This window comes from Leeia oryzae DSM 17879 (assembly GCF_000376945.1).
In the GTDB taxonomy this organism is placed as follows: Bacteria; Pseudomonadota; Gammaproteobacteria; order Burkholderiales; family Leeiaceae; genus Leeia; species Leeia oryzae.
Genome location: NZ_AQXU01000017.1, coordinates 116,878 through 141,269, shown reverse-complemented (window position 1 = coordinate 141,269; position 24,392 = coordinate 116,878). Strand labels below are relative to the sequence as shown.

23 protein-coding genes are annotated in these 24,392 nt (G+C 53.4%); 14 read left to right on the top strand and 9 right to left on the bottom strand.

Translation table 11 applies throughout. From position 1 onward, the window contains the following. Nucleotides 1-56 precede the first annotated feature (56 nt). From recX to gabD, 3 genes are all read left to right on the top strand, one after another. Entirely contained in the window at nt 57-545 is a 489-nt protein-coding gene (gene recX, locus F552_RS0104820) for a recombination regulator RecX (RefSeq protein WP_018150592.1), read from the top strand. A 195-nt stretch (nt 546-740) separates the two neighbouring features. After that, a complete protein-coding gene (locus tag F552_RS0104815; RefSeq protein ID WP_018150591.1) occupies nt 741-2,015 on the top strand; it encodes a 4-aminobutyrate--2-oxoglutarate transaminase in 1,275 nt (424 codons plus the stop codon). A gap of 326 nt (nt 2,016-2,341) precedes the next feature. Beyond that, entirely contained in the window at nt 2,342-3,802 is a 1,461-nt protein-coding gene (gabD, locus tag F552_RS0104810; RefSeq protein ID WP_026182395.1) for an NADP-dependent succinate-semialdehyde dehydrogenase, read from the top strand. Between the two features lie 99 nt (nt 3,803-3,901). Here gabD and tyrS read toward each other — a convergent pair whose 3' ends face one another. Then, a complete protein-coding gene (gene tyrS / locus F552_RS0104805; protein WP_018150589.1) occupies nt 3,902-5,104 on the bottom strand; it encodes a tyrosine--tRNA ligase in 1,203 nt (400 codons plus the stop codon). Between the two features lie 180 nt (nt 5,105-5,284). Here tyrS and F552_RS0104800 point away from each other — a divergent pair, with 180 nt between their 5' ends. After that, a complete protein-coding gene (locus F552_RS0104800) occupies nt 5,285-6,604 on the top strand; it encodes a M23 family metallopeptidase (protein WP_018150588.1) in 1,320 nt (439 codons plus the stop codon). Between the two features lie 91 nt (nt 6,605-6,695). Continuing rightward, a complete protein-coding gene (locus F552_RS0104795; protein ID WP_018150587.1) occupies nt 6,696-7,811 on the top strand; it encodes an anhydro-N-acetylmuramic acid kinase in 1,116 nt (371 codons plus the stop codon). A gap of 71 nt (nt 7,812-7,882) precedes the next feature. On the opposite strand, the gene erpA is transcribed toward F552_RS0104795, so the two are convergent. The 6 genes from erpA to rplM form a co-directional block, all read right to left on the bottom strand. Further along, nucleotides 7,883-8,233, bottom strand: a complete 351-nt coding sequence (erpA, locus tag F552_RS0104790) for an iron-sulfur cluster insertion protein ErpA (RefSeq protein WP_018150586.1) — start codon at nt 8,231-8,233, stop codon at nt 7,883-7,885. A gap of 60 nt (nt 8,234-8,293) precedes the next feature. Continuing rightward, nucleotides 8,294-8,719 (bottom strand): bactofilin family protein, encoded by a 426-nt coding sequence (locus F552_RS0104785; RefSeq protein WP_018150585.1) that lies wholly within the window; start codon nt 8,717-8,719, stop codon nt 8,294-8,296. A gap of 11 nt (nt 8,720-8,730) precedes the next feature. Further along, nucleotides 8,731-9,369: a hypothetical protein gene (locus F552_RS0104780; RefSeq protein ID WP_018150584.1), complete on the bottom strand. Its 639-nt coding sequence runs from the start codon at nt 9,367-9,369 to the stop codon at nt 8,731-8,733. A gap of 98 nt (nt 9,370-9,467) precedes the next feature. Then, on the bottom strand, nt 9,468-10,496 hold the full coding sequence (gene argC, locus F552_RS0104775) for an N-acetyl-gamma-glutamyl-phosphate reductase (RefSeq protein ID WP_018150583.1): 1,029 nt from the start codon (nt 10,494-10,496) through the stop codon (nt 9,468-9,470). Nucleotides 10,497-10,684: 188 nt separating this feature from the next. After that, nucleotides 10,685-11,077, bottom strand: coding sequence for a 30S ribosomal protein S9 (gene rpsI / locus F552_RS0104770; protein WP_018150582.1), 393 nt, complete (start codon nt 11,075-11,077; stop codon nt 10,685-10,687). Nucleotides 11,078-11,094: 17 nt separating this feature from the next. Then, nucleotides 11,095-11,523, bottom strand: a complete 429-nt coding sequence (gene rplM, locus F552_RS0104765; protein ID WP_018150581.1) for a 50S ribosomal protein L13 — start codon at nt 11,521-11,523, stop codon at nt 11,095-11,097. 279 nt (nt 11,524-11,802) lie between these two features. Here rplM and F552_RS0104760 point away from each other — a divergent pair, with 279 nt between their 5' ends. Then, a complete protein-coding gene (locus F552_RS0104760) occupies nt 11,803-12,222 on the top strand; it encodes an OsmC family protein (protein ID WP_018150580.1) in 420 nt (139 codons plus the stop codon). Between the two features lie 82 nt (nt 12,223-12,304). On the opposite strand, the gene coq7 is transcribed toward F552_RS0104760, so the two are convergent. After that, complete coding sequence (gene coq7, locus F552_RS0104755) at nt 12,305-12,934, bottom strand: 2-polyprenyl-3-methyl-6-methoxy-1,4-benzoquinone monooxygenase (RefSeq protein ID WP_018150579.1); 630 nt, start codon at nt 12,932-12,934, stop codon at nt 12,305-12,307. A 113-nt stretch (nt 12,935-13,047) separates the two neighbouring features. Then, on the bottom strand, nt 13,048-15,549 hold the full coding sequence (locus tag F552_RS21135) for a DNA translocase FtsK (RefSeq protein ID WP_033374772.1): 2,502 nt from the start codon (nt 15,547-15,549) through the stop codon (nt 13,048-13,050). Nucleotides 15,550-15,693: 144 nt separating this feature from the next. Between F552_RS21135 and gltX the strand changes: the two genes are divergently transcribed. The 8 genes from gltX (at nt 15,694) to F552_RS0104710 (ending at nt 24,391) form a co-directional block, all read left to right on the top strand. Then, nucleotides 15,694-17,103 (top strand): glutamate--tRNA ligase, encoded by a 1,410-nt coding sequence (gltX, locus tag F552_RS0104745; RefSeq protein ID WP_018150577.1) that lies wholly within the window; start codon nt 15,694-15,696, stop codon nt 17,101-17,103. A gap of 122 nt (nt 17,104-17,225) precedes the next feature. Continuing rightward, entirely contained in the window at nt 17,226-18,530 is a 1,305-nt protein-coding gene (locus F552_RS0104740) for a nucleotide sugar dehydrogenase (RefSeq protein WP_018150576.1), read from the top strand. A gap of 13 nt (nt 18,531-18,543) precedes the next feature. Beyond that, nucleotides 18,544-19,605: a Gfo/Idh/MocA family protein gene (locus tag F552_RS0104735; protein WP_018150575.1), complete on the top strand. Its 1,062-nt coding sequence runs from the start codon at nt 18,544-18,546 to the stop codon at nt 19,603-19,605. 25 nt (nt 19,606-19,630) lie between these two features. Beyond that, a complete protein-coding gene (locus F552_RS0104730) occupies nt 19,631-20,776 on the top strand; it encodes an acyltransferase family protein (protein ID WP_018150574.1) in 1,146 nt (381 codons plus the stop codon). A 10-nt stretch (nt 20,777-20,786) separates the two neighbouring features. Beyond that, nucleotides 20,787-21,359 carry an acyltransferase gene (locus F552_RS0104725; RefSeq protein WP_018150573.1) on the top strand — a complete coding sequence of 191 codons (573 nt, stop codon included), beginning with the start codon at nt 20,787-20,789 and terminating at the stop codon, nt 21,357-21,359. A gap of 62 nt (nt 21,360-21,421) precedes the next feature. Then, nucleotides 21,422-22,513 (top strand): DegT/DnrJ/EryC1/StrS family aminotransferase, encoded by a 1,092-nt coding sequence (locus F552_RS0104720; protein ID WP_018150572.1) that lies wholly within the window; start codon nt 21,422-21,424, stop codon nt 22,511-22,513. Between the two features lie 8 nt (nt 22,514-22,521). After that, complete coding sequence (locus F552_RS0104715) at nt 22,522-23,814, top strand: lipopolysaccharide biosynthesis protein (protein ID WP_018150571.1); 1,293 nt, start codon at nt 22,522-22,524, stop codon at nt 23,812-23,814. Next, nucleotides 23,804-24,391 carry an acyltransferase gene (locus F552_RS0104710; protein WP_018150570.1) on the top strand — a complete coding sequence of 196 codons (588 nt, stop codon included), beginning with the start codon at nt 23,804-23,806 and terminating at the stop codon, nt 24,389-24,391. Before F552_RS0104715 ends, F552_RS0104710 begins: the two co-directional genes overlap by 11 nt. The last annotated feature ends 1 nt before the right edge of the window (nt 24,392 follow it).

Here is a 24,392-nt window from a genome sequence, read left to right as displayed (position 1 = left end):
CTCTGATGGAGACATCAGGGGGCCTGTGTGCTTTTCACTATCAGAGGAAGCGGTTTGTGGATAAACCAAATCAGCGCAAAATGAGTCTGGAAGCTCGTGCGATCAACCTCTTGTCGCGCAGAGAGTATTCACGCAAAGAACTGGCACAAAAGTTAAAGCCGCATGCCGAAACACCGGAAGAATTGGCGCTGGTGCTGGATAAACTGGGCGACAAAAACTGGCTTTCTGATCAGCGAGCGGCAGAACAATGGGTACAGTCACGCGCTAGCCGATATGGTGATAGATATCTTAAACAGTTGCTGCAGGACAAAGGGATCGACAAGTCCACGGCGATGGATGCCCTGGAGCACCTGGAAACCGATGAGCGTCAACGCGCGATTCAGGTCTGGGAAAAGAAATTCAACTGCTTGCCGCAAACCCCGCAAGAAAAACTCAAGCAAATGCGCTTCATGGCCAGCAGGGGGTTCTCTGCCCGTACCATCCAGCAGGTGCTATCCATGACGGAGGAAGAGCTGGGTGGTGATGAAACGGGTACAGACGACTGAGCCAGACTGGTTGCCAAAGCCATGGTGGGTGGGGTGTTAAATTAAACACTTACCATAACAAAAACGGGTATTTCAGATTTTTTGTTTATTTTATTCATCACGCCACTGGTTTTTCGTTGCAAGTTCTGATATCTTGGTGTGGTTAAATATTAAACACCCGCTGGGTATTTTCCCTTGTTAATTAGGAGACGCAACATGGCAGACAACCAATCCCTTTTGAAGCGTAAGAATGATGCAACCCCACGCGGCGTTGGCGTGATGGCACCGTTCTTTATTGACCGTGCAGAAAATTCTGAGCTGTGGGATATCGAAGGTCGTCGCTACATCGACTTCGCAGGTGGTATTGCCGTGTTGAACACTGGTCACCGTCATCCTAAAGTGACTGCCGCAGTTGCTGCCCAGCTGGAAAAATTCTCTCACACTTGTTATCAGGTTGTGCCTTACGAGTCATATGTCACGCTGGCAGAAAAAATCAACAAGCTGACCCCGGGTAGCCACGCCAAGAAAACCGCGTTCTTCTCTACTGGTGCAGAAGCTGTTGAAAACACCATCAAGATCGCACGTGCAGCCACTGGCCGTTCTGGCGTGATTGCCTTCTCTGGCGGTTTCCATGGCCGTACCATGATGGGCATGGCGCTGACCGGCAAGGTTGTTCCTTACAAAGTTGGTTTTGGTCCTTTCCCGGCTGAAATCTTCCACGCACCATACCCATGCGAACTGCACGGCGTATCTGTGCAAGACTCTCTGGATGCGATCAATGTGCTGTTCAAGGCATCTATCGATCCTAAGCGTGTTGCTGCCATCATTCTGGAACCTGTTCAGGGCGAAGGCGGTTTCTATGCAGCGCCTGCAGAACTGATGCGTGCACTGCGCAAGATCTGTGACGACCACGGCATCCTGCTGATTGCTGATGAAGTACAGACCGGTTTTGCACGTACCGGCAAACTGTTCGCCATGGAACATTACGATGTATTGCCAGACCTGATGACCATGGCTAAATCCATGGCCGGTGGTTTCACGCTGGCAGCCGTTTGTGGCCGTGCCGAAATCATGGATGCACCAGCTCCTGGCGGCCTGGGTGGTACTTATGCAGGTAACCCGCTGGCAATCGCTGCTGCTCACGCTGTTATCGACGTGATTCAGGAAGAAAAACTGACCGAACGTGCTAACTGGATCGGCCAGCAAGTGAAAGAAACCCTGAATGGTCTGAAAGCCTCTGTTCCTCAAATCGCCGATATCCGCGGTCTGGGTGGCATGATTGCCGTTGAGTTCAACAAAGCCGGCACACACGAGCCAGATGCTGACTTCACCAAGCGCGTGCAGCAAATCGCTCTGGAAAAAGGCCTGATCTTGCTGACTTGCGGTGTGTACGCCAACGTGGTTCGTTTCCTGATGCCACTGACCATCCAGGAAAACGTGCTGAATGAAGGCCTGCAAGTACTTGCAGCTGCGATGAAAGAAGCCCAGTAATTATCGGGTAGCCAGTCAGGTTGGCATGCGAGTGCCAACCTGATGCTGGTGAGTCGGTTGGCTACGGATTGTTGTATTGAATACAATTTAACCGTGGCAACGTCAGATCATCAGGTATGGCAAGCTTTAATGCAACGTACTGCCCGTGTTCCACAGTGCCTGCATTGCAGAAGTCTCTGATGTAAATTAGCCGAAACCAGTTTTCGGCTAATGTTTTATGTACCAAAGCTTTAATTATTCGAATACAGATGCTGTCAGACGACAGCACCTTTTATCGGTTTTCGCCTTGTCACTAGGTCAAGGCCAGATAGGTGGAGTGCAAAGAAATGCTAACGCTAAAAGACCAGGGTTTGTTGAAAAGCCAGTGTTATATCAATGGCCAATGGGTAGATGCAGATAACGGTGAAACCATTGCGGTGACCAATCCTGCAACCGGTGAAGTCATTGGTTCTATTCCTAAAATGGGTGTGGCAGAGACCCGCCGTGCGGTTGAAGCTGCAAATGTTGCATTCAAGACCTGGCGCAAGAAAACCGCGAAAGAGCGTTCAGTCGTTCTGCGCAAATGGTTTGACCTGATGATGGCTGCACAAGATGACCTGGCTGCTATCCTGACCGCTGAACAAGGCAAGCCACTGGCCGAAGCCAAAGGCGAAATCGCTTACGGTGCCAGCTACATCGAATGGTATGCCGAAGAAGGCAAACGCATTTATGGTGACGTGATTCCACAGCCTGCCAATGACAAGCGCGTGGTTGTCATCAAAGAGCCAATCGGTGTTTGTGCCGCCGTGACACCATGGAACTTCCCTAATGCCATGATCACCCGCAAGGCTGCGCCAGCACTGGCTGCCGGCTGTACCATGGTGATCAAGCCTGCAACACAAACCCCGCTGTCTGCACTGGCCATTCTGGTGCTGGCAGAGCGCGCTGGCATTCCTGCTGGTGTGATCAACGTGGTAACCGGTTCTGCAGCTGCCATTGGTGGCGAACTGAGCACCAACGACATCGTTCGCAAGCTGAGCTTTACCGGCTCAACCGAAATCGGTCGCGTATTGATGCAGCAAACTGCAGGTACCATCAAGAAAGTATCGATGGAACTGGGTGGCAACGCACCATTCATCGTGTTTGACGATGCCGATCTGGACGCTGCGGTTGAAGGCGCTTTGATCTCCAAATACCGTAACGCAGGTCAGACTTGCGTGTGTGCAAACCGTCTGTATGTACAGGCTGGTGTGTACGATGCCTTTAACGAGAAATTCGCCGCCGCAGTTGCCAAGCTGAACGTGGGTAACGGTGCCGAGCCTGGCGTAACCCAAGGCCCGCTGATTGACGACAAAGCGGTTGCGAAAATCGAAGAGCACATTGCAGATGCAGTCGCCAAAGGCGGTAAAGTCATCGCCGGTGGCAAACGCCACGCACTGGGTGGCAGCTTCTTCGAGCCAACTATCGTGACTGGCGTGACCAAAGAGATGAAGGTTGCCCGCGAAGAGACCTTCGGTCCTCTGGCACCAATCTTCAAGTTTGAAACCGAAGAAGAAGTACTTGGTTATTCTAACGACACCGAGTTCGGTCTGGCATCATACTTCTATGCACGTGATATCGGTCGTATCTGGCGTGTTTCTGAAGGTCTGGAATACGGCATGGTCGGTATCAACACCGGTATCATCTCTAACGAAGCAGCCCCATTCGGTGGCGTGAAACAGTCCGGTCTTGGCCGTGAAGGTTCCAAGTACGGTATCGAAGACTACGTTGAGATCAAGTATCTGTGTATCGGTGGCGTCGACAAGTAATCACTTGTTTGCCTGCTGCATATAAAACAAAGCCCGGTTGTTACCGGGCTTTGTTTTTGGTGCGAGAGAGGAGAACATCCCCACCCTCGAAGTACTTGCTTAACTCAGCGTAGCTTTTGCAAACTTGCGCTTGCCAACTTGCAGAATCAGGGTGGCTCCCTTTTCTAGCTGCAGACCCTTGTCAGCGACTTTCTCGCTGTCAATTTTTACGCCGCCTTGCTCGATTTGCCGGAATGCCTCAGAGGTGCTGGCTACCAGACCGGCCTGTTTCAGCGCCTGGGCAATCCCGATTTTGCCTTCTACGGTTTCAATGGTAATTTCTGCAATGTCATCAGGGATGGCGCCATCACGGAAGCGGTTCAAGAAGGCTTCCTGTGCGGCATCTGCGGCTGCCTGACCATGGAAGCGAGCGACCAGCTCCTTGCCCAGTTCAAACTTCACATCGCGCGGATTACGGCCTGCTCCCACTTCTTCTTTCAGCTTGGCAATATCGCTTAACGGGCGGAAAGAAAGCAGATCAAAATATCGCCACATCAATTCGTCAGAGATGGACATCAGCTTGCCGAACATGTCGTTCGGTGCTTCTGTAATGCCAATATAGTTGCCCAATGACTTGGACATCTTGTTCACGCCATCCAGGCCTTCCAGCAACGGCATGGTAATGATGCACTGAGGTTTCTGCCCGTATTCATTCTGTAATTGGCGACCGACCAGCAGGTTGAATTTCTGGTCCGTACCACCCAGCTCGACATCGGCTTCCAGGGCAACAGAATCGTAGCCCTGCATCAGCGGGTACAAGAACTCATGGATAGCGATTGGCTGATTGTTGTTGAAGCGCTTTTTAAAGTCATCACGCTCCAGCATGCGGGCCACTGTATGGCGGCTTGCCAGGCGGATCATGCCAGCAGCCCCCAGTTCATTACACCAGGTCGAGTTAAAACGGATCTCGGTTTTTTCCGGATCCAGAATCTTGAACACCTGGTCTGCGTAGGTCTTGGCGTTAGCTTCTATTTGCTCGCGCGACAGCGGCGGACGGGTAGAATTTTTGCCGCTAGGGTCACCGATCATGCCCGTGAAGTCACCAATCAGGAAGATGGCGGTATGCCCCAGTTCCTGGAACTGGCGCATTTTGTTGATGACTACCGTATGCCCCAAGTGCAAATCCGGCGCGGTCGGATCCAGGCCCAGCTTGATGCGCAAAGGACGTTTTTCTTTCAGCTTTTCAATCAGGTCCGCTTCAATCAGGACTTCATCTGCACCACGTTTGATTTCTGCCAGTGCAGCTTGTATATCGGTAGACATGCAAAACCTCTTATCATGTGTCGGGGTAACCGAAGGGGGCTTGTACTAACCCTTCATTACGATCAAACAGCGCCATTTTTGGGAGCGGCCAAGCCCGCTTTCAGATGAGTGGATATTCTCAATAAGCGGGTTTTCTGCTAGTCTCCGTAGATTGAAAAATACCAACCAAATCAAATCTAAATGACGCTTAACAAAACGCCTATTCTAACCGAAAACGTCCAGCAATCCGAGCGCAAGAAGCGAATCAAATGGTTAATCGTTCTGACCAGTCTGCCACTTCTGGGTGGGGCAGGCGCTTTTGCCGTGGTCGGGTCGCAAGATGCCACCACTGCACCGATCGAGATGAAAACGGTCGTCAGCCAGCTCGCTCTGCCGGAAATCCAGTCGAGTACTGTCGATGTTTTTCATAAAGAAGAACGTATCCAGTCAGGCGACACCCTGGGTAGCCTGTTGTCCCGCATGGGGGTTTCCGACCCGGCAGCCTTGCAGTTTCTTCGCCAGCAGGGTGAATTAAAGGGGTTGCAACAGCTCAAGGCAGGCAAAACGATTCAGGCAACCACCAATGACAACGGAGAGCTACTGGGCTTGCGTTACATTGATGGTGAAGGCAAAGAAGTCAAGGTTGAACCGGCCGGAGACGGGTTTACGGTCAGCCGTGGCGACATGAAGCTGGACTTCAATGTTGCCATGAAGGCCGGCACGATCAAAAGCTCTTTGTTTGCTGCAACTGATGCCGCAGATTTGCCAGACAGTATTGCGACAGAACTGGCCGACATGTTCGGCTCGGAAATCAACTTCCATAAAGGTCTGAAAAAGGGCGACCGTTTCAAAGTAATTTATGAAACATTTGCCAACAATGGCCAAGTTGTTAAAACCGGCCGCTTGCTGGCTGCCGAGTTTGTCAACAATGGCAAGTTATACCGCGCTGTCAGCTTTACCAATCCATCCACTGGCCACACCGATTACTATACGCCGGACGGTAAAAACCTGCGTAAGGCTTTCTTGCAGTCGCCAATGGAGTTTACGCGTGTTACATCCGGGTTTGCCATGCGCTTGCACCCGATTCTGGGCATGTGGAAGCAGCATAAGGGCGTAGATTACGGCGCGCCTATCGGTACCAAAGTCAAAGTGACGGCTGATGGCGTTGTTGCATTTGCCGGTACCAAAAACGGCTTTGGCAATGTGGTAGAAGTAAAACATTTTGGCGATTTCAGCACGGTATATGCACATTTGTCTGGTTTTGCACCAGGCCTTAAGGTGGGTTCAAAAGTGAACCAAGGCGACGTCATTGCCTTTGTTGGTCAAACTGGCTGGGCAACAGGTCCGCATCTGCATTATGAGTTCCGTGTGGCTGGCGAGGCAAAAGATCCGCTTTCAACCGTCGTGCCGGTGGCTCAGCCGCTGGATGCGAAGTTGCTGCCGAAATTCGAGCAAGACACCCGTGTACTGACAGCCAAGTTCGATTTGCTGGATAATATGAGCGTGCGCAACCTGGACTGATGCCACGTTAGCTTGCTTGCAGTGCATTACGACAAAAAGCCGGCAAATGCCGGTTTTTTGTTATCAACAATCAACATGAAGAAAATGGAATATGGTGCCGAGCAATATCTCATCTGAACAAAAACTGGTGATCGGGCTGATGTCGGGCACCAGTCTGGATGGTGTGGATGCCGTGCTGGCCACATTTGACCCTGCACCACAGACCCTGGCTGATGCCTATATCCCGTTTGATGCAGAACTGAAATCCTTGCTGTTGTCATTGAATACGGCGCAACCGGACGAGTTGCATTTGTCGGCCCGAGCGGCAAACGAGCTGTCAATCCGCTATGCAGAAGTGGTACAGCTACTGTTGGCCAAGGCCAATGTCAGGGCGGAAGACATTCTCGCCATCGGTAATCACGGGCAAACCATTCGTCACCGGCCGGATTACGGATATACGCTGCAAATCGGCAATCATGCTTTGCTGGCTGAGCTGACCGGCATCCCCGTGGTGGGAGATTTCCGCAGTCGCGATATTGCAGCAGGCGGGCAGGGTGCCCCATTGGTGCCTGCGTTTCACCTCAACCTGTTTGCAAGCGATACACAGCATGTTGGTGTGCTGAATATTGGCGGGATTGCAAACCTGACCTGCTTGCCTGCAGGAGGGGGCATGGTCAGGGGGTTCGATACCGGCCCGGGTAACTTGCTGATGGACTATTGGTGTGGCAAGCATACGGGTTTCCCGTACGATAAGGCAGGGGCGTGGGCAAAGTCGGGAACCCTGATTCCATCATTATTGGCGGACTGGCTGGCGCATGCGTTTTTCCATCTTCCTCCACCCAAAAGTACCGGACGCGATCTGTTTAATCCGGCATGGCTGGAAAGCCATGAACTGCATCAGTATCAAGCGCAGGACGTTCAGGCCACCTTGTTGGCACTCACCGCCACTTCTGTGGCAAATTCAGTGAAGATACATTTACCTGAGGCGGAGATACTCTACCTGTGTGGGGGCGGCGCACATAACATGGCACTGCGGGAGCATATCGCCAGCCTGCTGCCAGATACGCATATCGGCGTAACAGACGATACTGGTGTGCCTGGCGATACACTGGAAGCATTTGCGTTTGCCTGGCTGGCCTGGCGTTTCTGCCAGCGGCAGACAGGGAATTTGCCTCAGGTGACCGGTGCTAGAGGAGAGCGCATCCTGGGTGCTTATTTCCCTGCATAAGGGGTTAAGACACCAACCAAAAACAAAAAGCCTGCATATCGCAGGCTTTTTGTTTGGGGACGTCTTTCAGATCAGGCAGAGAAAGAAGAGCCACAACCACACGTAGAGGTGGCATTCGGGTTTTTGATGACAAATTGAGAGCCTTCAATCCCGTCTGTGTAATCGATTTCTGCGCCAACAAGATATTGGTAGCTCATCGGATCAATCAGCAGGGTGACACCATTTTTCTCGACCTGGGTATCATCGTCATTGCTGATTTCATCGAACGTAAAGCCATACTGGAAGCCAGAACAACCACCGCCCGTTACAAAAACGCGCAGTTTCAGATCCGGATTGCCTTCTTCCTCGATCAGCTCACGAACTTTGTTAGACGCATTGTCCGTAAATACCAAGAAGCTAGGGATTTCTGCTACTTCACTCATTGGGTACTCCTTAAAACCTAGTAATTTAGTTGGTTATTATCCGCCCTATATTCGCAAAGGTCAATCTGTGCTAGCGGGGGACTCGTCTGTTTTATGGGTAATCGCAATCACCGGTAATTCGGCAGAATCTTGCAGGTGCAAGAGTTGTCCTTCAATGATGGCGCCTGGGTGCATTTCCAGTGTCCGATAATGAATGTCGCCAGTAACCTGCGATTTTGGCTGTAGTTCCAGATAATGGCTGGCCAGTACAGGGCCATGGATTCTGCCATTAACAATCAGGTGACCAACCCGGATAGATCCTTCAATCACGGCTTTTTCTGACAGAACGAGTGTGCCGGGTTTGTCGCCAGTCGCGATAACATTGCCTTTGATCGTGCCATCCACGCGCAGGCCACCACTAAAATGCAGATCACCTTCGATACTGGTGCCGTGGCCAATAAGACTATCGATGCGATTTTGTGGCTTATGGTGCTTGTTTCCAAACATGGATATGTTCCTCAGGGCAGAGTGTACTGATAACGAATGCTTGTGCTGCCAGGCCGCTCTGGCAGTATTTCAATCAATAAAGGGGTTCCCGAGGGCAGGGAGCCTGGTAAATTTCCTTCCAGCCGTGTCATGCTGTGAAAATTCAGCTGGAACTGGCTATCACCCGCTTGAGAAGGGATACGACCCGCATTGACCGAGCTACTGGCAGGCCACGATATTTGATACTTGCCAGTGAAAATGGTGCCGTCTGTTCCGGCATTCAGCAATAAATGGTAGTGCCATTGTCCGTCGGGCTGGACAAAGACGTTGAATAACTCAACGGCCGCTTGTCCATGGCCGTCAGGCCGTTTCAGCATTTCTTCAAACAGGCCAAGCTGCTGTCGTAAAGACAGGTTTTCTGCTTTTAAAGCCGGAATCTCGGCATCCAGTGTCTTTTGTGCCGTGCTGTCGATCTGATGCATCATGCTTAACTGGCGGGCTTGCTTTTGAAGCAACCGGTTATCCAGTGTCAGATTATTTACTTGCCGTTTCAGGTTGATGACATCCTGTAACGTAATGCCCCTGAATTCGCCCTGGCTGAGTGAGCCGGCAAGATACGCCAGACCGCTGCAAACACCAATCACGGCCAGTAACAGGAGGATGGTCACCACACGGGCAAACCATGTGGGATGCGCCCTTACCGACAGCCTGGGCGCGGTAAGGGCATTTCTCTTGCGAAATCTTCTATGGATCACTTATATGGCCAGCATCATGGCAATAGCGGAACCAGTTGCAAGCCGGTTGTTTCGGGAAGATCAAACAGGATGTTCATGTTTTGCACGGCCTGTCCGGCAGCACCTTTTACCAGGTTGTCTTCAACCGCCAGAATGACGGCAGTATCGCCGCCCTGTGGACGGTGTACGGCGATGCGACATACGTTGGCACCGCGCACTGATCTGGTTTCGGGGTGCGAGCCAGCAGGCAACACGTCTACAAACGGTTCGCTTTGGTAACGTGCTTCGTACAGGGCTTGCAAATCCACATCTTTGGTCAGCTTTGCATAGAGCGTGGCATGAATGCCGCGAATCATTGGGAGCAAATGCGGGGTAAAGGTCAGTCCGACATCCGCACCATGCATCTGACTCAGGCCCTGACGAATCTCGGGCAAATGACGGTGGCCAGCAACACCGTAGGCTTTGAAGTTGTCACCTGCTTCGGCCAGCAGCGCGTGTACTTCTGCCTTCCGACCGGCGCCAGAAACACCTGATTTACAGTCGGCAATCAAATGACTTGTATCAACCACGCCAGCTTCAATCAAGGGCAGAAAACCCAGTTGTACCGCAGTCGGATAGCAACCCGGGTTGGCAACCAAGCGTGCGCCTTTGATTTTTTCCCGGTTAAGTTCGGGCAAACCATAAACTGCTTCGGCAATCAGCTTGGGCGCTGCATGTGTCATGCCATACCATTTTTCCCACACAGTCTGGTCTTTGATGCGGAAGTCCGCCGCCAGATCAATTACCTTTACGCCGGCATCCAGTAGTGCTTGGGCCTGCTGCATGGCGATACCGTTTGGTGTTGCAAAGAAAACAACATCACATTGATTTAATTCGCCACTGTCCGGGTCAGAAAAGGCAATGTCGACGAATCCACGCAGGCTAGGGAACATATCGGCAACCGGCATGCCTGCTTCTTTGCGCGAAGTCACCGCTTTCAGTTTCACATGTGGGTGCGCGCACAGGATGCGCAACAACTCAACACCGGTGTAACCGGTTCCGCCAACAATACCTACGTTAATCATTCCTTTTCCTTACTCTGCATGGATTCACAGCGTTTACGCTGTTTTGTTTTCGACGAATTGCCCATGATAATAGGGCAGTAGACACAGGGCAAGCTGAAATCACAGCTTAGGGGAGGGGTAAGGGAATATGACTGGAAGCCAGAAACAAAAAAACCGCCCAAGGGCGGTTTTTTTGTTGGCACAAACAATTAACGCTTGGAGAACTGTTTGCGGCGACGTGCTTTGTGCAGACCAACTTTTTTACGTTCAACTTCACGAGCATCACGTGTCACGAAGCCAGCAGCAGACAGTGCTGGTTTCAGTGTCGCATCATATTCGATCAGTGCACGGGTAATGCCGTGACGAACTGCACCAGCCTGGCCGTTTTCACCGCCACCGTTTACATTGACTTTGATGTCGAATGTAGCAAGATGATTAGTCAGTTCTAGTGGTTGACGAACAACCATGCGGCCAGTTTCACGAGAGAAGAAAACGTCAAGAGGCTTGCCGTTAACTTCAATCTTGCCAGAGCCAGAAGCCAGGAACACACGGGCTACTGCGCTTTTGCGACGGCCGGTACCGTAGTAGTATTTACCGATCATGATTCAATATCCCTGAATTACAGTTCCAGCACTTTAGGCTGTTGTGCGGTATGAGGATGGCTTTCACCGGAGTACACTTTCAGCTTTTTCAGCATAGCGTAGCCCAATGGACCTTTTGGCAGCATGCCCTTAACAGCCTTTTCAATCAGGCGCTCTGGGAACTGGTTCTTCATTTCGGTGAAGGTGCGAGCATAGATACCACCTGGATAGCCACTGTGGCGGTAGTAAACTTTGTCTTCAGCCTTGTTACCAGTTACGCGAACTTTGTCCGCGTTAACAACGACGATGAAGTCGCCTGTGTCCATGTGCGGGGTGTAGATTGCTTTGTGTTTGCCGCGCAGACGGTGGGCAATGGCGGCTGCCAGACGACCCAGCACTAGGTCCGAGGCGTCCACCACAAACCACTCGCGCTGGATGTCTTGCGGCTTGGCAGAGTAGGTTTTCATCTTGTATAAATTCCAAGTAAACAAGTCGTTTCGAGAAAGTGCAAGATTCTTACAGAATATTCTGTAGATGTCAAATCCAGAATTTGCATCGAGCCAATTATTCTATATGAAGTTGCACTTAAAAGGGAGTCTCCTGATAGAATTATTTCCATTCAGGCGTTCTGTACGGGGGAAATAACAACATTCCCTGTTTTCAGAGGTGACGTTATGGTCTGACTACCGATGCATGATTATATATCAGGTCGTGAATACATCCTATCCAAGATAAGGGGTTTTGTTGTGAAAGCACGTGTTAAATGGGTTGAAGAGAGAAGTTTTCTGGCAATGAGCGAAAGTGGCCATGCCGTGCTGATGGATGGGCCGCCTGATGCGGGTGGTCGTAACCTTGGTCCGCGCCCGATGGAAATGCTGCTGATGGGTGCCGGTGGGTGCTCTGCCTATGATGTGGTGATGATTCTTGAGAAAGGCCGCCATGCAGTCACCGGGTGCGAGGTGGAGGTCAGTGCAGAACGTGCCGCGACGGACCCTAAGATATTTACCCGCATCCATCTGCAGTTTACCGTGACTGGCAAGGCGCTGAAACCGGAGGCGGTGGAGCGTGCCGTGGCCTTGTCTGCAGAAAAGTACTGTTCTGCCACCATTATGCTCAGCAAAACCGCTGAAGTGACACATTCAGTTGAAGTGGTTGAAGCTGCCTGATTTGCCAGGCGATGGCTGTAGAAAAAAACAAAACCCCGGTCAGTGTGCCGGGGTTTTGTTTTTTTGCGGCAGACAAACGGGGTTAGATCCAGTAGCTGCTTCTGGTCATGACTTTTGACGTTAGTTGCATCAGGGCTTTCACAGGCAGGGGCAGGTTGGCTGCACCGTGATCGATGGCCTGGTCTGCGTGTTCCAGTTCGTCAGTTTTCATCTGGGAGAGAATGGCATGGCTCCTGGCGTCTTGTGGAGGGAGTTTTTCCATGTGCTCGTCCAGATGTTTTGCCACCTGGTGCTCGGTTTCAGCCAGAAATCCCAGGTTCCATTTGTCGCCAATCAGTCCGGCTGTAATGCCGATAGCCAAAGATCCTGTATACCAGATCGGGTTAAGCAGGCTTTTCCTGCCACCCAGTTCGTCAATGCGTTTGGCCGTCCAGGCCAGGTGTTCGGTTTCCTGCCAGGCGGCTTCGGCGAAGGCGTGCTTGTTTTTAGGATCTCTGGCCGTCAGTGCTTGGCCCTGGTATAGCGCCTGAGCGCATATTTCACCGCAGTGGTTGATGCGCATCAGTCTTGCCGCATGCAATTTCTCGCTTTCACTCATGTCATTGTCTGGCATGTGGGTATCGGGATGTTCCCGGCGGCTATGCGCATCTGCAAAAAGGGTGCGAATCCCTTTGTCGAGTTCGGTAATGAAGAGGTCTAGTGGTGAAGCCATAAGGTATTGATCACTCAAAGCCGGTTGCTGTGACAGGGTAGTTTACCGGATGGGACGCAAAATGTGATGCAGCATTTGCTGGTCCCTTGTCCGTTTTTCTGGCGAATGGCCGATTATTCTTCGTTTCTGGCAGGTGCCAGCACGGTCCGGTTGCCGTTGGTTTCCATGGCGCTGACGAGGCCGGACGACTCCATCTGCTCAATCAGGCGCGCGGCGCGGTTGTAGCCGATGCGTAACTGCCGCTGAACTGAGGAAATAGAGGCGCGACGGGTTTTAATCACGAATGCCACTGCTTCATCGTAGAGCGGATCATTCTCCGAATCGCCCTCCAGAATGCTGCCTTTGAATGGATCTCCGCCAGCACTGCCATCGCCGACCATGCCTTCGAGTATGCCTTCAATATAGTTCGGTTCGCCATGCTGCTTCAGGTAGCTGACCACATGGTGGACTTCCTCGTCGGCCACGAATGCGCCGTGCACGCGCTGCGGATAACCGGTTCCGGGTGGCAGATAGAGCATGTCGCCCATCCCCAGAAGCGCTTCTGCACCCATCTGGTCCAGGATGGTGCGCGAGTCTACCTTGCTGGAGACCTGGAAGGCCACTCGCGTCGGGATGTTGGCTTTGATCAGGCCGGTAATCACGTCGACAGACGGCCGCTGGGTGGCCAAAATCAGGTGGATGCCCGCTGCACGTGCTTTTTGTGCCAGGCGTGCAATCAGTTCTTCGATTTTTTTGCCGGCGACCATCATCAGGTCGGCAAGCTCGTCGATGACCAGAACAATCATCGGCAGGTGTTCCAGCGGCTCGGGATTGTCTGGCGTGAGGCTGAACGGGTTGGTTGCTTTTTGGCCCTGTTTTTCCATGTCGATCAGTTTCTGGTTGAAGCCAGCCAGGTTCCGCACGCCCATGAAGGACATCAGTTTGTAGCGTTTCTCCATTTCTGCCACGCACCAGTTAAGCGCATTGGCAGCTTGTTTCATGTCTGTCACGACGGGTGCCAGTAGATGAGGAATGCCTTCGTACACGGACATTTCCAGCATTTTCGGGTCGACCAGAATCAGACGTACTTGCTGGGGTGTTGCCTTGTAAAGCAGGGACAGCAGCATGGCGTTGATGGCGACAGACTTGCCTGAACCGGTCGTGCCGGCTACCAGTAAGTGTGGCATCTTGGCCAGATCGGCCACCACGGGTTGCCCGGAGATGTCCTTGCCCATGGCAAGCGTGAGCGGGGATGGCGAATTACCATAGACGCTTGCGCTCAGGATTTCAGAAAGCCGTACAGTTTGCCGTCTCGGGTTGGGCAGTTCCAGGGCCATATAGGTTTTGCCCGGAATGGTTTCAACAACCCGGATGGCAGCAAGGCCGAGTGCACGGGCCAGGTCTTTGGCCAGGTTGACGATCTGTGCGCCCTTGACACCACTGGCAGGGTCTATTTCGTAACGGGTAATGACCGGGCCCGGGTAGGCGGCAACGACTTGCACCTGAACGCCAAAGTCGGCCAGTTTGCGTTCGATCAGGCGAGACGTATATTCGATGGTACTGGCGGCTACCGTTTCGGTTTCCAGTGGCGGCATGGCCAGTAGCGATAGTGGTGGAATCGGTGAATCCGGCAGGTCGGAAAACAGTGGTGCCTGTTTTTCTTTCAGGGCCTGCTTAGAGGGCTCAATTTTGACCGACGGGATGATCTGTTCTGCACGAGGCGCCCTTACAACGGGGGCTTCAGGTTCTGCTGCTTCGGGGATCTCCAGGCTACCTTCTTCATCCCATGGCGCAATGGCGTCGTTCAGAACCGGGGTGTTGTCCTCCTCGTCCGGGTACTCGTCCATGGATGTGAAGGTGGGTGCTTCTGGCTCTGGTAATGGCTCGTTGCGATTGCGCAGCAATGGCTCGATTTTAGCGCCTGGCACCACGACTTCGACCGGTGGCAGGTCCTGCTGGCGTTTTTTCTCTTCGGCTACTTGCTGCTCGCGACGAGCGGCGGCGACTTCGCCGACTTTACGGTCTTGATGGGCTTGCCAGCGTCCGATGCAAAGGTCGAACGCATACTCCAGAAATGCACCGATGTTTTCAATCAGTTGTAACCAGGACAGGCCGGTAAACAGCGATAAACCGATGCAGAAGCCGGCGATGAGGGCAAGGGTAGCACCGGTAAAGCCAAACAGTCGGGAGAGCGGGGTGCTGATGGCTTCTCCCAGCATGCCGCCATGAACGTCCGGTAGTTCGACATGGGTGGTATACAGGCGTAGTGATTCCAGGCCGCAGCTTGAAACAAGCAGAACCACAAAGCCGATGATGGCGATGACAAGCACGGGGCGATTGGCGTTGGCGAGGGCGTCCAGTCGTTTGTAGCCCCACAGTATGGCCGACAGGCAGAGGATGACCCACCACCACGCCGAAAATCCGAACATGTAGAGCATCAGGTCCGCCAGCCATGCGCCAAACTGGCCGCCATGGTTGTGAATGTTGGTGTGTGTCGCGCTGTGTGACCAGCCGGGGTCGCTGCGATCAAAGCTGATCAGGATCAGGACCAGATAGATGGCTGCAGCCACCAGCGATAGCCACCATGACTCTCTGAGCAGGGAAAACATGTGCGGTGCCAGGGCGGGTTGCGCCATGCTGCGGCCATTTTTTTTGTTCGACAACATACTCATTGTGGGTTTATGTCATGTAATGATTTCGTGATTATAGCCGGAAGGCATGGCTATGACGTAAAATACGCGATTAGGTTTAATATCAATTTACAGAATCGAGTGATTGACATGTCTGTTCAGGCTGCTGTTTCGTCTGGTGTTCGTACCCGTTTTGCACCAAGTCCTACCGGTTTTCTTCATATCGGCGGCGCACGTACTGCGCTGTTTTCCTATGCTTACGCACGTCATCACGGCGGCAAATTCATCTTGCGTGTTGAGGATACGGATCTTGAACGCTCCACGCCAGCGTCTGTGAAAGCCATTTTTGACGCGATGGAGTGGCTGGACCTGGAATATGATGAAGGTCCGTTCTTCCAGATGCAACGAATGGAACGCTACAAGGAAGTGCTGGCAGGGATGCTGGAAGCCGGGACGGCGTATTACTGTTACTGCAGTAAGGAAGAACTCGAGACCATGCGTGCCGAGCAGGAAGCGCGTGGCGAGAAACCGCGGTATGACCGGCGCTGGCGTCCTGAGGCTGGCAAAGTGTTGCCGGCCGTGCCTGCGGGTGTTGAGCCGGTGATCCGGTTTAAAACCCCGTTGACTGGTGTGGTAGGTTGGGATGACATGGTCAAGGGGCGTATCGAGTTCAGTAACGAAGAGCTGGATGACCTGATCATTGCCCGTCCTGACGGTACCCCTACATACAACTTCTGCGTGGTGGTGGATGACTGGGATATGGGCATTACCCAGGTCATTCGCGGTGATGATCATGTAAACAACACCCCTCGCCAGATCAATATTCTGCTGGCCCTGAATGCGCCGCTGCCACAGTATGGCCACGTACCGATGATTCTGCGTGAAGACGGCCAGAAAATGAGCAAGCGTTTCGACGCGGTTTCCGTGATGCAGTATCAGGAAATGGGCATTTTGCCGGAAGCCTTGTTGAACTACCTGGCCCGTTTGGGCTGGGGGCATGGTGACGACGAGTTGTTTACCCGCGCCCAGTTTATCGAGTGGTTTGATACCCGTAATGTCAGTGGCTCGCCTTCACGGTTTGATTTGCAAAAGCTGAAATGGGTGAATGCGCACTACATGAAGCAGTCTGAGGCTTCTCGCCTGGCCGCGTTGGCACTGCCATTCTTGTCCGCAGCCGGTGTGACGGATGTGGATGCAGCCCGTCTTGAATCGGCCGTTGCCCTGTATAAAGACCGTGCGGAAACCGTCAAGGATCTGGCTGAGGCAGTCAAATTCTTCTTTGTTCCTGTGGCTGCACCGGCCGAGCTGGTGACGCAGCATGTGACTGAAGCGGTTCAGCCATGGTTGGGAGCGCTGGCTGAAAAACTGTCAGTGACTGACTGGAGCAAAGAAGCGATTGCCGCCACCATGAAGGCTGTGGTGGGCGAGTCCGGACTGAAATTCCCGCAGGTAGCGATGCCTGTGCGTGCACTTGTGTGCGGCACAACCCAAACGCCGAGTATAGATGCCGTTCTGGCCGCGTTGCCAAAAGAACTGGTCTTGCAAAGACTGGGTAGCTGACCCGGATATTTGCCACTGCCTGTCATCCGGATCGGGTGGCAGGCGTTAAGTATCTGATTTGATGCCCGAATAATGTGACATGTTGGCAGCGTTAGCGCTGTGACCTACAGAGAAAATGAAAAATGAAGCAATCCTTGCTAGATAAAATTGCCAGTAAAGATGCCCGTATCGGCATCGTCGGCCTTGGATATGTCGGCTTGCCTTTGATGTTGCGCTTTGCCGAGGTTGGCTACAAGGTACTGGGGTTCGATATTGATACCAGCAAAGTAGATGCCTTGATGGCCGGCCGGTCTTATATCGAGCACATTTCTGCAGACTCGATCGCCTCTGCACGCCAGCAAGGTTTTGAAGCGACCACCGACTTTAGCCGTGCCGGTGAGGCTGATACCCTGATTTTGTGTGTACCGACCCCGCTGAACAAATATCGTGAACCGGATTTGTCCTATGTGCTGAATACGATCGATGCCCTGGTGCCTTATCTGCGCAAGGGACATCTGGTATCTCTGGAGTCCACCACTTACCCTGGCACTACCGATGAAGAACTATTGCCTCGCATCGAATCACGCGGTTTCAAGGTGGGCGAGGATGTGTTTCTGGTCTTTTCGCCAGAGCGCGAAGACCCGGGTAACCCGAACTTTACGACCCGTACCATTCCCAAGGTGTGTGGCGGGGTAACCCCGGCGTGTCTGGAAACCGGTGTGGCCCTGTATAGCGCCGTGATCGACAAAGTCGTGCCGGTGAGCAGCACCCGCGCAGCCGAGATGACCAAACTGCTGGAAAACATTCACCGTGCGGTAAACATTGGCCTGGTCAACGAGATGAAGATCGTGGCCGACAAAATGAACATCGACATTTTTGAAGTGATTCGTGCTGCGGCCACTAAGCCATTTGGTTTTGTGCCGTATTACCCTGGCCCGGGGCTGGGTGGTCACTGTATTCCGATCGACCCGTTCTACCTGACCTGGAAAGCGCGTGAGTATGGTTTGCATACCCGCTTTATCGAGCTGGCTGGTGAAGTCAACTCCGGCATGCCGGACTGGGTCGTGGGCAAGGTAGCCGCTGCTCTCAATACCCGCAAGAAATCCATTAACGGCAGCAAGGTGCTGGTGCTGGGGATTGCCTACAAGAAGAACGTGGATGACATGCGTGAGTCTCCTTCTGTCTTCCTGATGGAAAAGCTGCGCGATCTGGGCGCCGAGGTGGCGTACAGTGATCCGCATGTGCCGGTATTCCCGAAAATGCGTGAGCACCATTTTGATCTGTCGAGCGTAGCGCTGACTGCCGAGTCGCTGGCCAGTTATGATTGCGTTCTGCTGGCAACAGACCATGATCGTTTTGACTATGAGCTGATCAAACAGAACGCCAAGCTGATTGTCGACAGTCGTGGTCGCTATCAGCAGCCATTTGATCATCTGGTAAAAGCCTAAGGATACGTGACAGATGCAAAATTTTCCCCCTGCGATTACCGATCGTAAAATCCGTTTTGCCCTTGTAGGCTGCGGCCGTATTGCCCAGAACCATTTTGCTGCCATGGAAAGCCACGCTGACCGCGTGGAAATTGTGGATGTCTGTGACATTGATCCGGTGGCATTGACGGCAGCCGTAGAGCGGACCGGTGCCAAAGGTCACTCATCACTGGATGCGCTGCTGGAGAATACCACTGCCGACGTTGTGGTGCTGACCACCCCTAGCGGCTTGCATCCGAATCAGGCGATCCAGATTGCCGGTGCCGGTTTGCACGTGATGACGGAAAAACCGATGGCGACCCGCTGGCACGATGGCCAACGCATGGTAGAAGCATGCGACAAGGCCAATGTACGCCTGTTTGTGGTCAAACAGAATCGTCGCAATGCTACCTTGCAACTGTTGAAAAAGGCCGTGGAAGAAAAGCGGTTTGGTCGTATCTACATGGTCAACGTGAACGTATTCTGGACACGTCCGCAAGCCTATTACGATACCGCCGCATGGCGTGGTACCTGGGAGTTTGATGGTGGCGCCTTCATGAACCAGGCGAGCCACTATGTGGACTTGCTGGACTGGCTGATTGGCCCGGTGGAAAGCGTGCAAGCCTACACGGCGACTCTGGAACGCGATATCGAAGTAGAAGATACGGGTGTGATCAGCATCAAATGGCGCAGTGGTGCCTTGGGCTCCATGAACGTGACCATGCTGACGTACCCTAAAAACCTCGAAGGTTCTATTACCATCATCGGTGAAAAAGGGACCGTGCGGGTAGGTGGGGTCGCCGTGAACGAGATCCAGCATTGGGAGTTTGCCGACAAGCGTCCGGAAGACGTGTCCGTCAAGGAAGCCAGTTATCAGACCACCAGCGTGTACGGTTTTGGGCATCCGCTGTATTACAACAACGTGATCGAAGTCATGCAGGGCAAGGCTACGCCGGAAACGGATGGTCGTGAAGGTCTGAAATCGCTGGAATTGCTGATTGCCACTTATCTGTCTGCCAGAGATGGCAAACGTGTTAGCCTGCCACTCGATTATTGATGCTACTTTTGACTGATTGTCCTCAATGAGCCAAGCCGCATCCGCGCAAAAGCATGATCCGGTAGCCTTCGCACATTTGTTGCGAGGGCTTTCTGCCATTTCAGTGCTGGTATTTCATTACCTGCTGATGTTCTGGCAGCGGCCAGCCAGGGTGGCGGATTTGACGGGCATGCCGGTAATGCCGGTCGGGGCCGAGGCTTTTCCTGGACATCAGGCTTTCTTGGCCTGGCTACCGTTTAATCTGGGGGCCATTGCGGTAGGAGCCTTATTCTTGCTGAGTGGCTTTGTCCTGCCCTATTCGTTTCGGCCCGATACCACACGTGCCAGCTTTGTGATCAGCCGGTGTTTTCGTATTCTGCCGACCTACTGGGGTGGTTTTGTGGTGTCCTGCGGTCTGGTAGCGCTGGTAGCCTGGTATTCCGGACACACGTTCCCGTATACGCTCAAGGATGTCGGGCTGCACCTGTTGCCGGGGCCACGCGACCTGCTGGGCGGGGCGAATATCGACGGGGTTGTCTGGACGCTGGATGTGGAAATGAAATTCTACGCGCTGGCGTTCTTGTTTGCGCCCTGGTTAAAAAGCGGCAGTCGCTGGGTGTTACTGATGCCGCTAGGCCTGTTTCTGGCAGCTGGCGCCTGCGTCTGGAAGGGCGTCGCGGTGTATCCGACCTTGGCGTATCTGCTGTTTGCTTCGATTGGCATTGTGTTTCACTGGCTGTTCAAGCGGACCATGCAGACGATGGAAGCCATTGTCTGGATCACGCTGGGAACCGGGATGTACTTCTGGATACTGATTCGCTGGCTTGAGTTTCCGCCAAGTCTGGTGGGCAGCTATGCACTGGCCTTTACGGCTTTTGTGCTGGCATATCGGTTGCGCGACAAGATCGAGCTGAACCGCATCACCCGCAAGCTGGCGGATGTGAGTTATCCGCTCTATTGCGTACATGCCGTGCTGGGGTATGTGGCGATCCGTGCCTTGATCCTGGTTGGGGTGCCAGCGCTGTTAGCAATTGCTCTCAGCGCAGCACTGGCATTGACCATGGCGACACTGTTGCACCGCTATCTGGAAGTACCAAGTCCGGGCTGGGGGCGGCGGGTGACTGCTCATCTGCTGACAAGCAAAAACAGCATGAATCCGGGATTGTCGCCGGACATTTTGAAGAATAAGTGAGTTTAATGATATGAGTTTCTCCGTTCATCCCACCGCCATTGTTGATGAAGGTGCACAGATTGGTGCCGATACGCGCATCTGGCACTGGGTGCATATTTGTGGTCAGGCTCGCATTGGCGAGCGCTGCTCCTTTGGCCAAAATGTATTTGTGGGTAACGATGTCGAGATCGGCAATAACGTCAAAGTCCAGAACAATGTCTCGATTTATGATGCCGTGACGCTGGAAGACGATGTGTTTTGCGGACCGAGCATGGTCTTTACCAATGTGCACAATCCGCGCAGCCATGTCTCACGCAAGAATGAATACCGTCGCACCGTCGTACGCAAAGGTGCAACCATTGGCGCCAATGCCACCGTGGTGTGCGGTCATGAAATCGGTGCCTATGCGTTTATCGGTGCCGGAGCGGTGGTAACCAAGGATGTGGTGCCTTACGCGCTGATGGTAGGGACGCCAGCCCAACGGATTGGCTGGATGTGCGAGTGCGGCGAGAAATTGCCAGCGGGCTCTGGTCGGGTGACCTGTGCCCATTGCCAGAGCCGTTATGATATTCATGACAACAGCTGCCAGCGCGTCGCCGACTAGCCTGCTGACATGAATCAGCTTAAAAAACAGACAGAATATATTGCAGAAAGCCTTGAAACATCATGGATTTTATCGATTTAAAGTCGCAGTACCAGCATAGCAAATCCGCCATTGATACCCGCATTCATGCGGTGTTAAACCATGGTCAATACATCATGGGACCCGAAGTGGCTGAGCTGGAGGTCAAGCTGGCGGACTATGTGGGTGTCAAGCATTGTATCGGGGTGGCCGATGGTACAACAGCCCTGATGATTGCCTTGATGGCGCTCGGTATCGGACCGGGGGACGAGGTGATCACCACCCCGTTTACCTTTATTGCCACGGGCGAGATGATTGCGCTGGTTGGGGCCACCCCGGTTTTTGTCGACATCGATCCTGAGACCTACAACCTCGACCCGGCGCTGATTGAAGCGGCGATTACGCCAAAAACCCGCGCGATCATGCCCGTGAGCCTGTATGGGCAGTGTGCTGATTTTGATGCAATCAATGCCATCGCTGACAAGCATGGACTGGTAGTGGTGGAAGATGGTGCGCAAAGCTTTGGGGCATCATACAAGGGGCGCAAGTCATGTGGTCTGTCGACCATTGCGACGACCAGCTTCTTCCCGTCCAAGCCGTTGGGCTGTTACGGCGATGGCGGTGCCTGCTTTACCAATGACGATACGCTGGCCAAGAAAATGCGCGAAATCCGTATTCATGGTCAGGACCGTCGTTATCATCATCCGGTGATTGGCCTGAACGGACGTCTGGATACCCTGCAGGCGGCCATTTTGCTGGCCAAGCTGGAAACCTTTGTGGATGAAGTGGCGGCGCGGGAACGGATCGGTGCACGTTATAGCCAGTTATTGCAGGGGGTGGTGCGTACACCGCATCTGGCTGAAGGTTCTACCAGCGTGTATGCCCAATATACGGTCGAGGTGGATAACCGCGATGACGTGCAAGCCAAGCTGAAAGCTGCGGGGGTACCGACAGCGGTTCATTATCCGATCCCGCTGCATTTGCAACCGGCATTTGCCAGCCTGGGACAGGGCGTCGGCAGCTTCCCGATTGCCGAGGCTGCTGGCCAGCGTGTGATGAGTTTGCCGATGCATCCGTTTCTGGACAATGCGACCCAGGATAAAGTCATTTCTGCATTAACTGCAGCCATCGCTTAAGGGCAACCGTGTCTTCTGAGCGGCATTTCTTCAAAAGCATTCTGACTCTGCTGACAGGGGCTACGCTGGCACAGGCATTGCCGCTGCTGGCCGCGCCTTTGCTGACCCGCATGTATGCACCGGATGACTTTGGCCTGTTTGCCTTCTACAGCGGTCTGATGAGCAATCTGGCCGTGGTGGCGACGGGTCGCTACGAACTGGCCATTGTGTTGCCCAAAGAAGAACGGGATGCCGCCCATTTGCTGGCCTTGTCGCTGATGGTATCGGTGCTGTGGGCGGTGCTTTTGTTGCCGGTATCACTACTGTTTGGCCAGCCGATTGCACATTTTCTGGGGCATCCGGAAATTGGCACCTGGCTGCCGCTATTGGGAGTTACCGTGATGCTGGCCGGGTTTAGCCAGGCCTTGACCAACTGGGCCAACCGGCAGCGGCAAGACCGAGTACTGGCGGGGTCCCGGTTTGTACAAAGTGGCGGCATGGTGGCAGTTCAAGTAAGCGGCGGGTTGCTGAAGGCTGGCGAAGAAGGCTTGATCTTTGGTCAGGTGGCTGGTCAGTTGCTATCAACCCTGATGCTGGGCTGGCGTCATCTGGTGACCGGGTTTGCCAGTCTCCGACAGGTTTCCTGGCAGCGCATGAAGGTGCTGGCCCGGGAGTACAAATCGTTTCCGACAATCAACTCCATGCATGCGTTTGTCACGGCCGGCCAGGAAACAGGTGCCTTATGGCTGCTGGCGCATTATGGCAGCCACGAAGCACTGGGTTTTTATGGCTTGACCATCCGGGTGCTGAAAACCCCGGTCGGGCTGGTGGGTGGCGTAGTGGGCCAGGTACTGTACCAGCGCATGGCAGAAACACGACATCAGCACCAGGCATTGCTACCCTTGTTCAAGCGCATGCTGGCCTTGCTATTTGCAGTTGCCATTGTCCCGACACTGATCTTGCTGATTGGCGGGGAATGGCTATTTGTACATGTCTTTGGTAGTCGCTGGGCGGAGGCAGGGCGCTACTCCCAATGGCTGGCACCTTACATGTTGCTGTATTTTGTGGCCTCGCCGCTGGCGTCGCTTCCTTTGGTGCTTGGCAAGCAAAAAGCTTCGTTTTCTTTTGCGGTGATCGGGATCGCCGCTTACCTTTCCGGCCTATGGCTGGGTGTCACCGTGTTGCCGTCAGTCGAGCAGGGTCTGGCCCTCGTTTCTGCCTTCATGATGCTGTATTTCATCGGCTATCTTGGCTGGATGTGGCGAGCAATTGCCAAAGACGACAAGGCCAGATTAGAGGACGGAGTGACGCATGGCGGATAATCCGATGACAATGCGTCAGCAACTGGTCTGGAAGCTATTGCGCTTATGCTGGCGACTGCGTCAGCGCGCTGCATCGTGTTATTGGCAGTTGCTGGGGGCATCGCTGGCACCGCAAGCGGTGATCGAACCGGGTGTTTACCTGCTGGCACCCATGACGGTGTCGCTGGCAGAACGGGCCATCCTGTATCAGGGGGTGAAGGTCATGTCGACCCCTGGCGGGCAGGTGAGCCTGGGCAGGCGCACGCATATTGCACCAGGTGGCTATCTGCTGGTCGAAAATCAGCGTCTGGAAATTGGTAACCAGGTGGCAATTGGCCCTCATTGCAGCATTTTCTGCGTCAGCAACCAGCCTGTTGCAGATGGCCTGATGATAGATGCCAAAACCGGGGCAGATGTGGTGATCGGCAATAACGTGTTTATTGGTGCGCATAGCGTGATTTTGCCCGGTAGCCATCTGGAGAATAACGTGTGTGTTGCTGCGAACTCTGTGGTGAAAGGCCGGCTCGCTTCTGGCTGGTTATACGCAGGCAGCCCGGCCAGACCGGTAAAGCGTCTTGACGGACAGAAAGGCGCCTAGA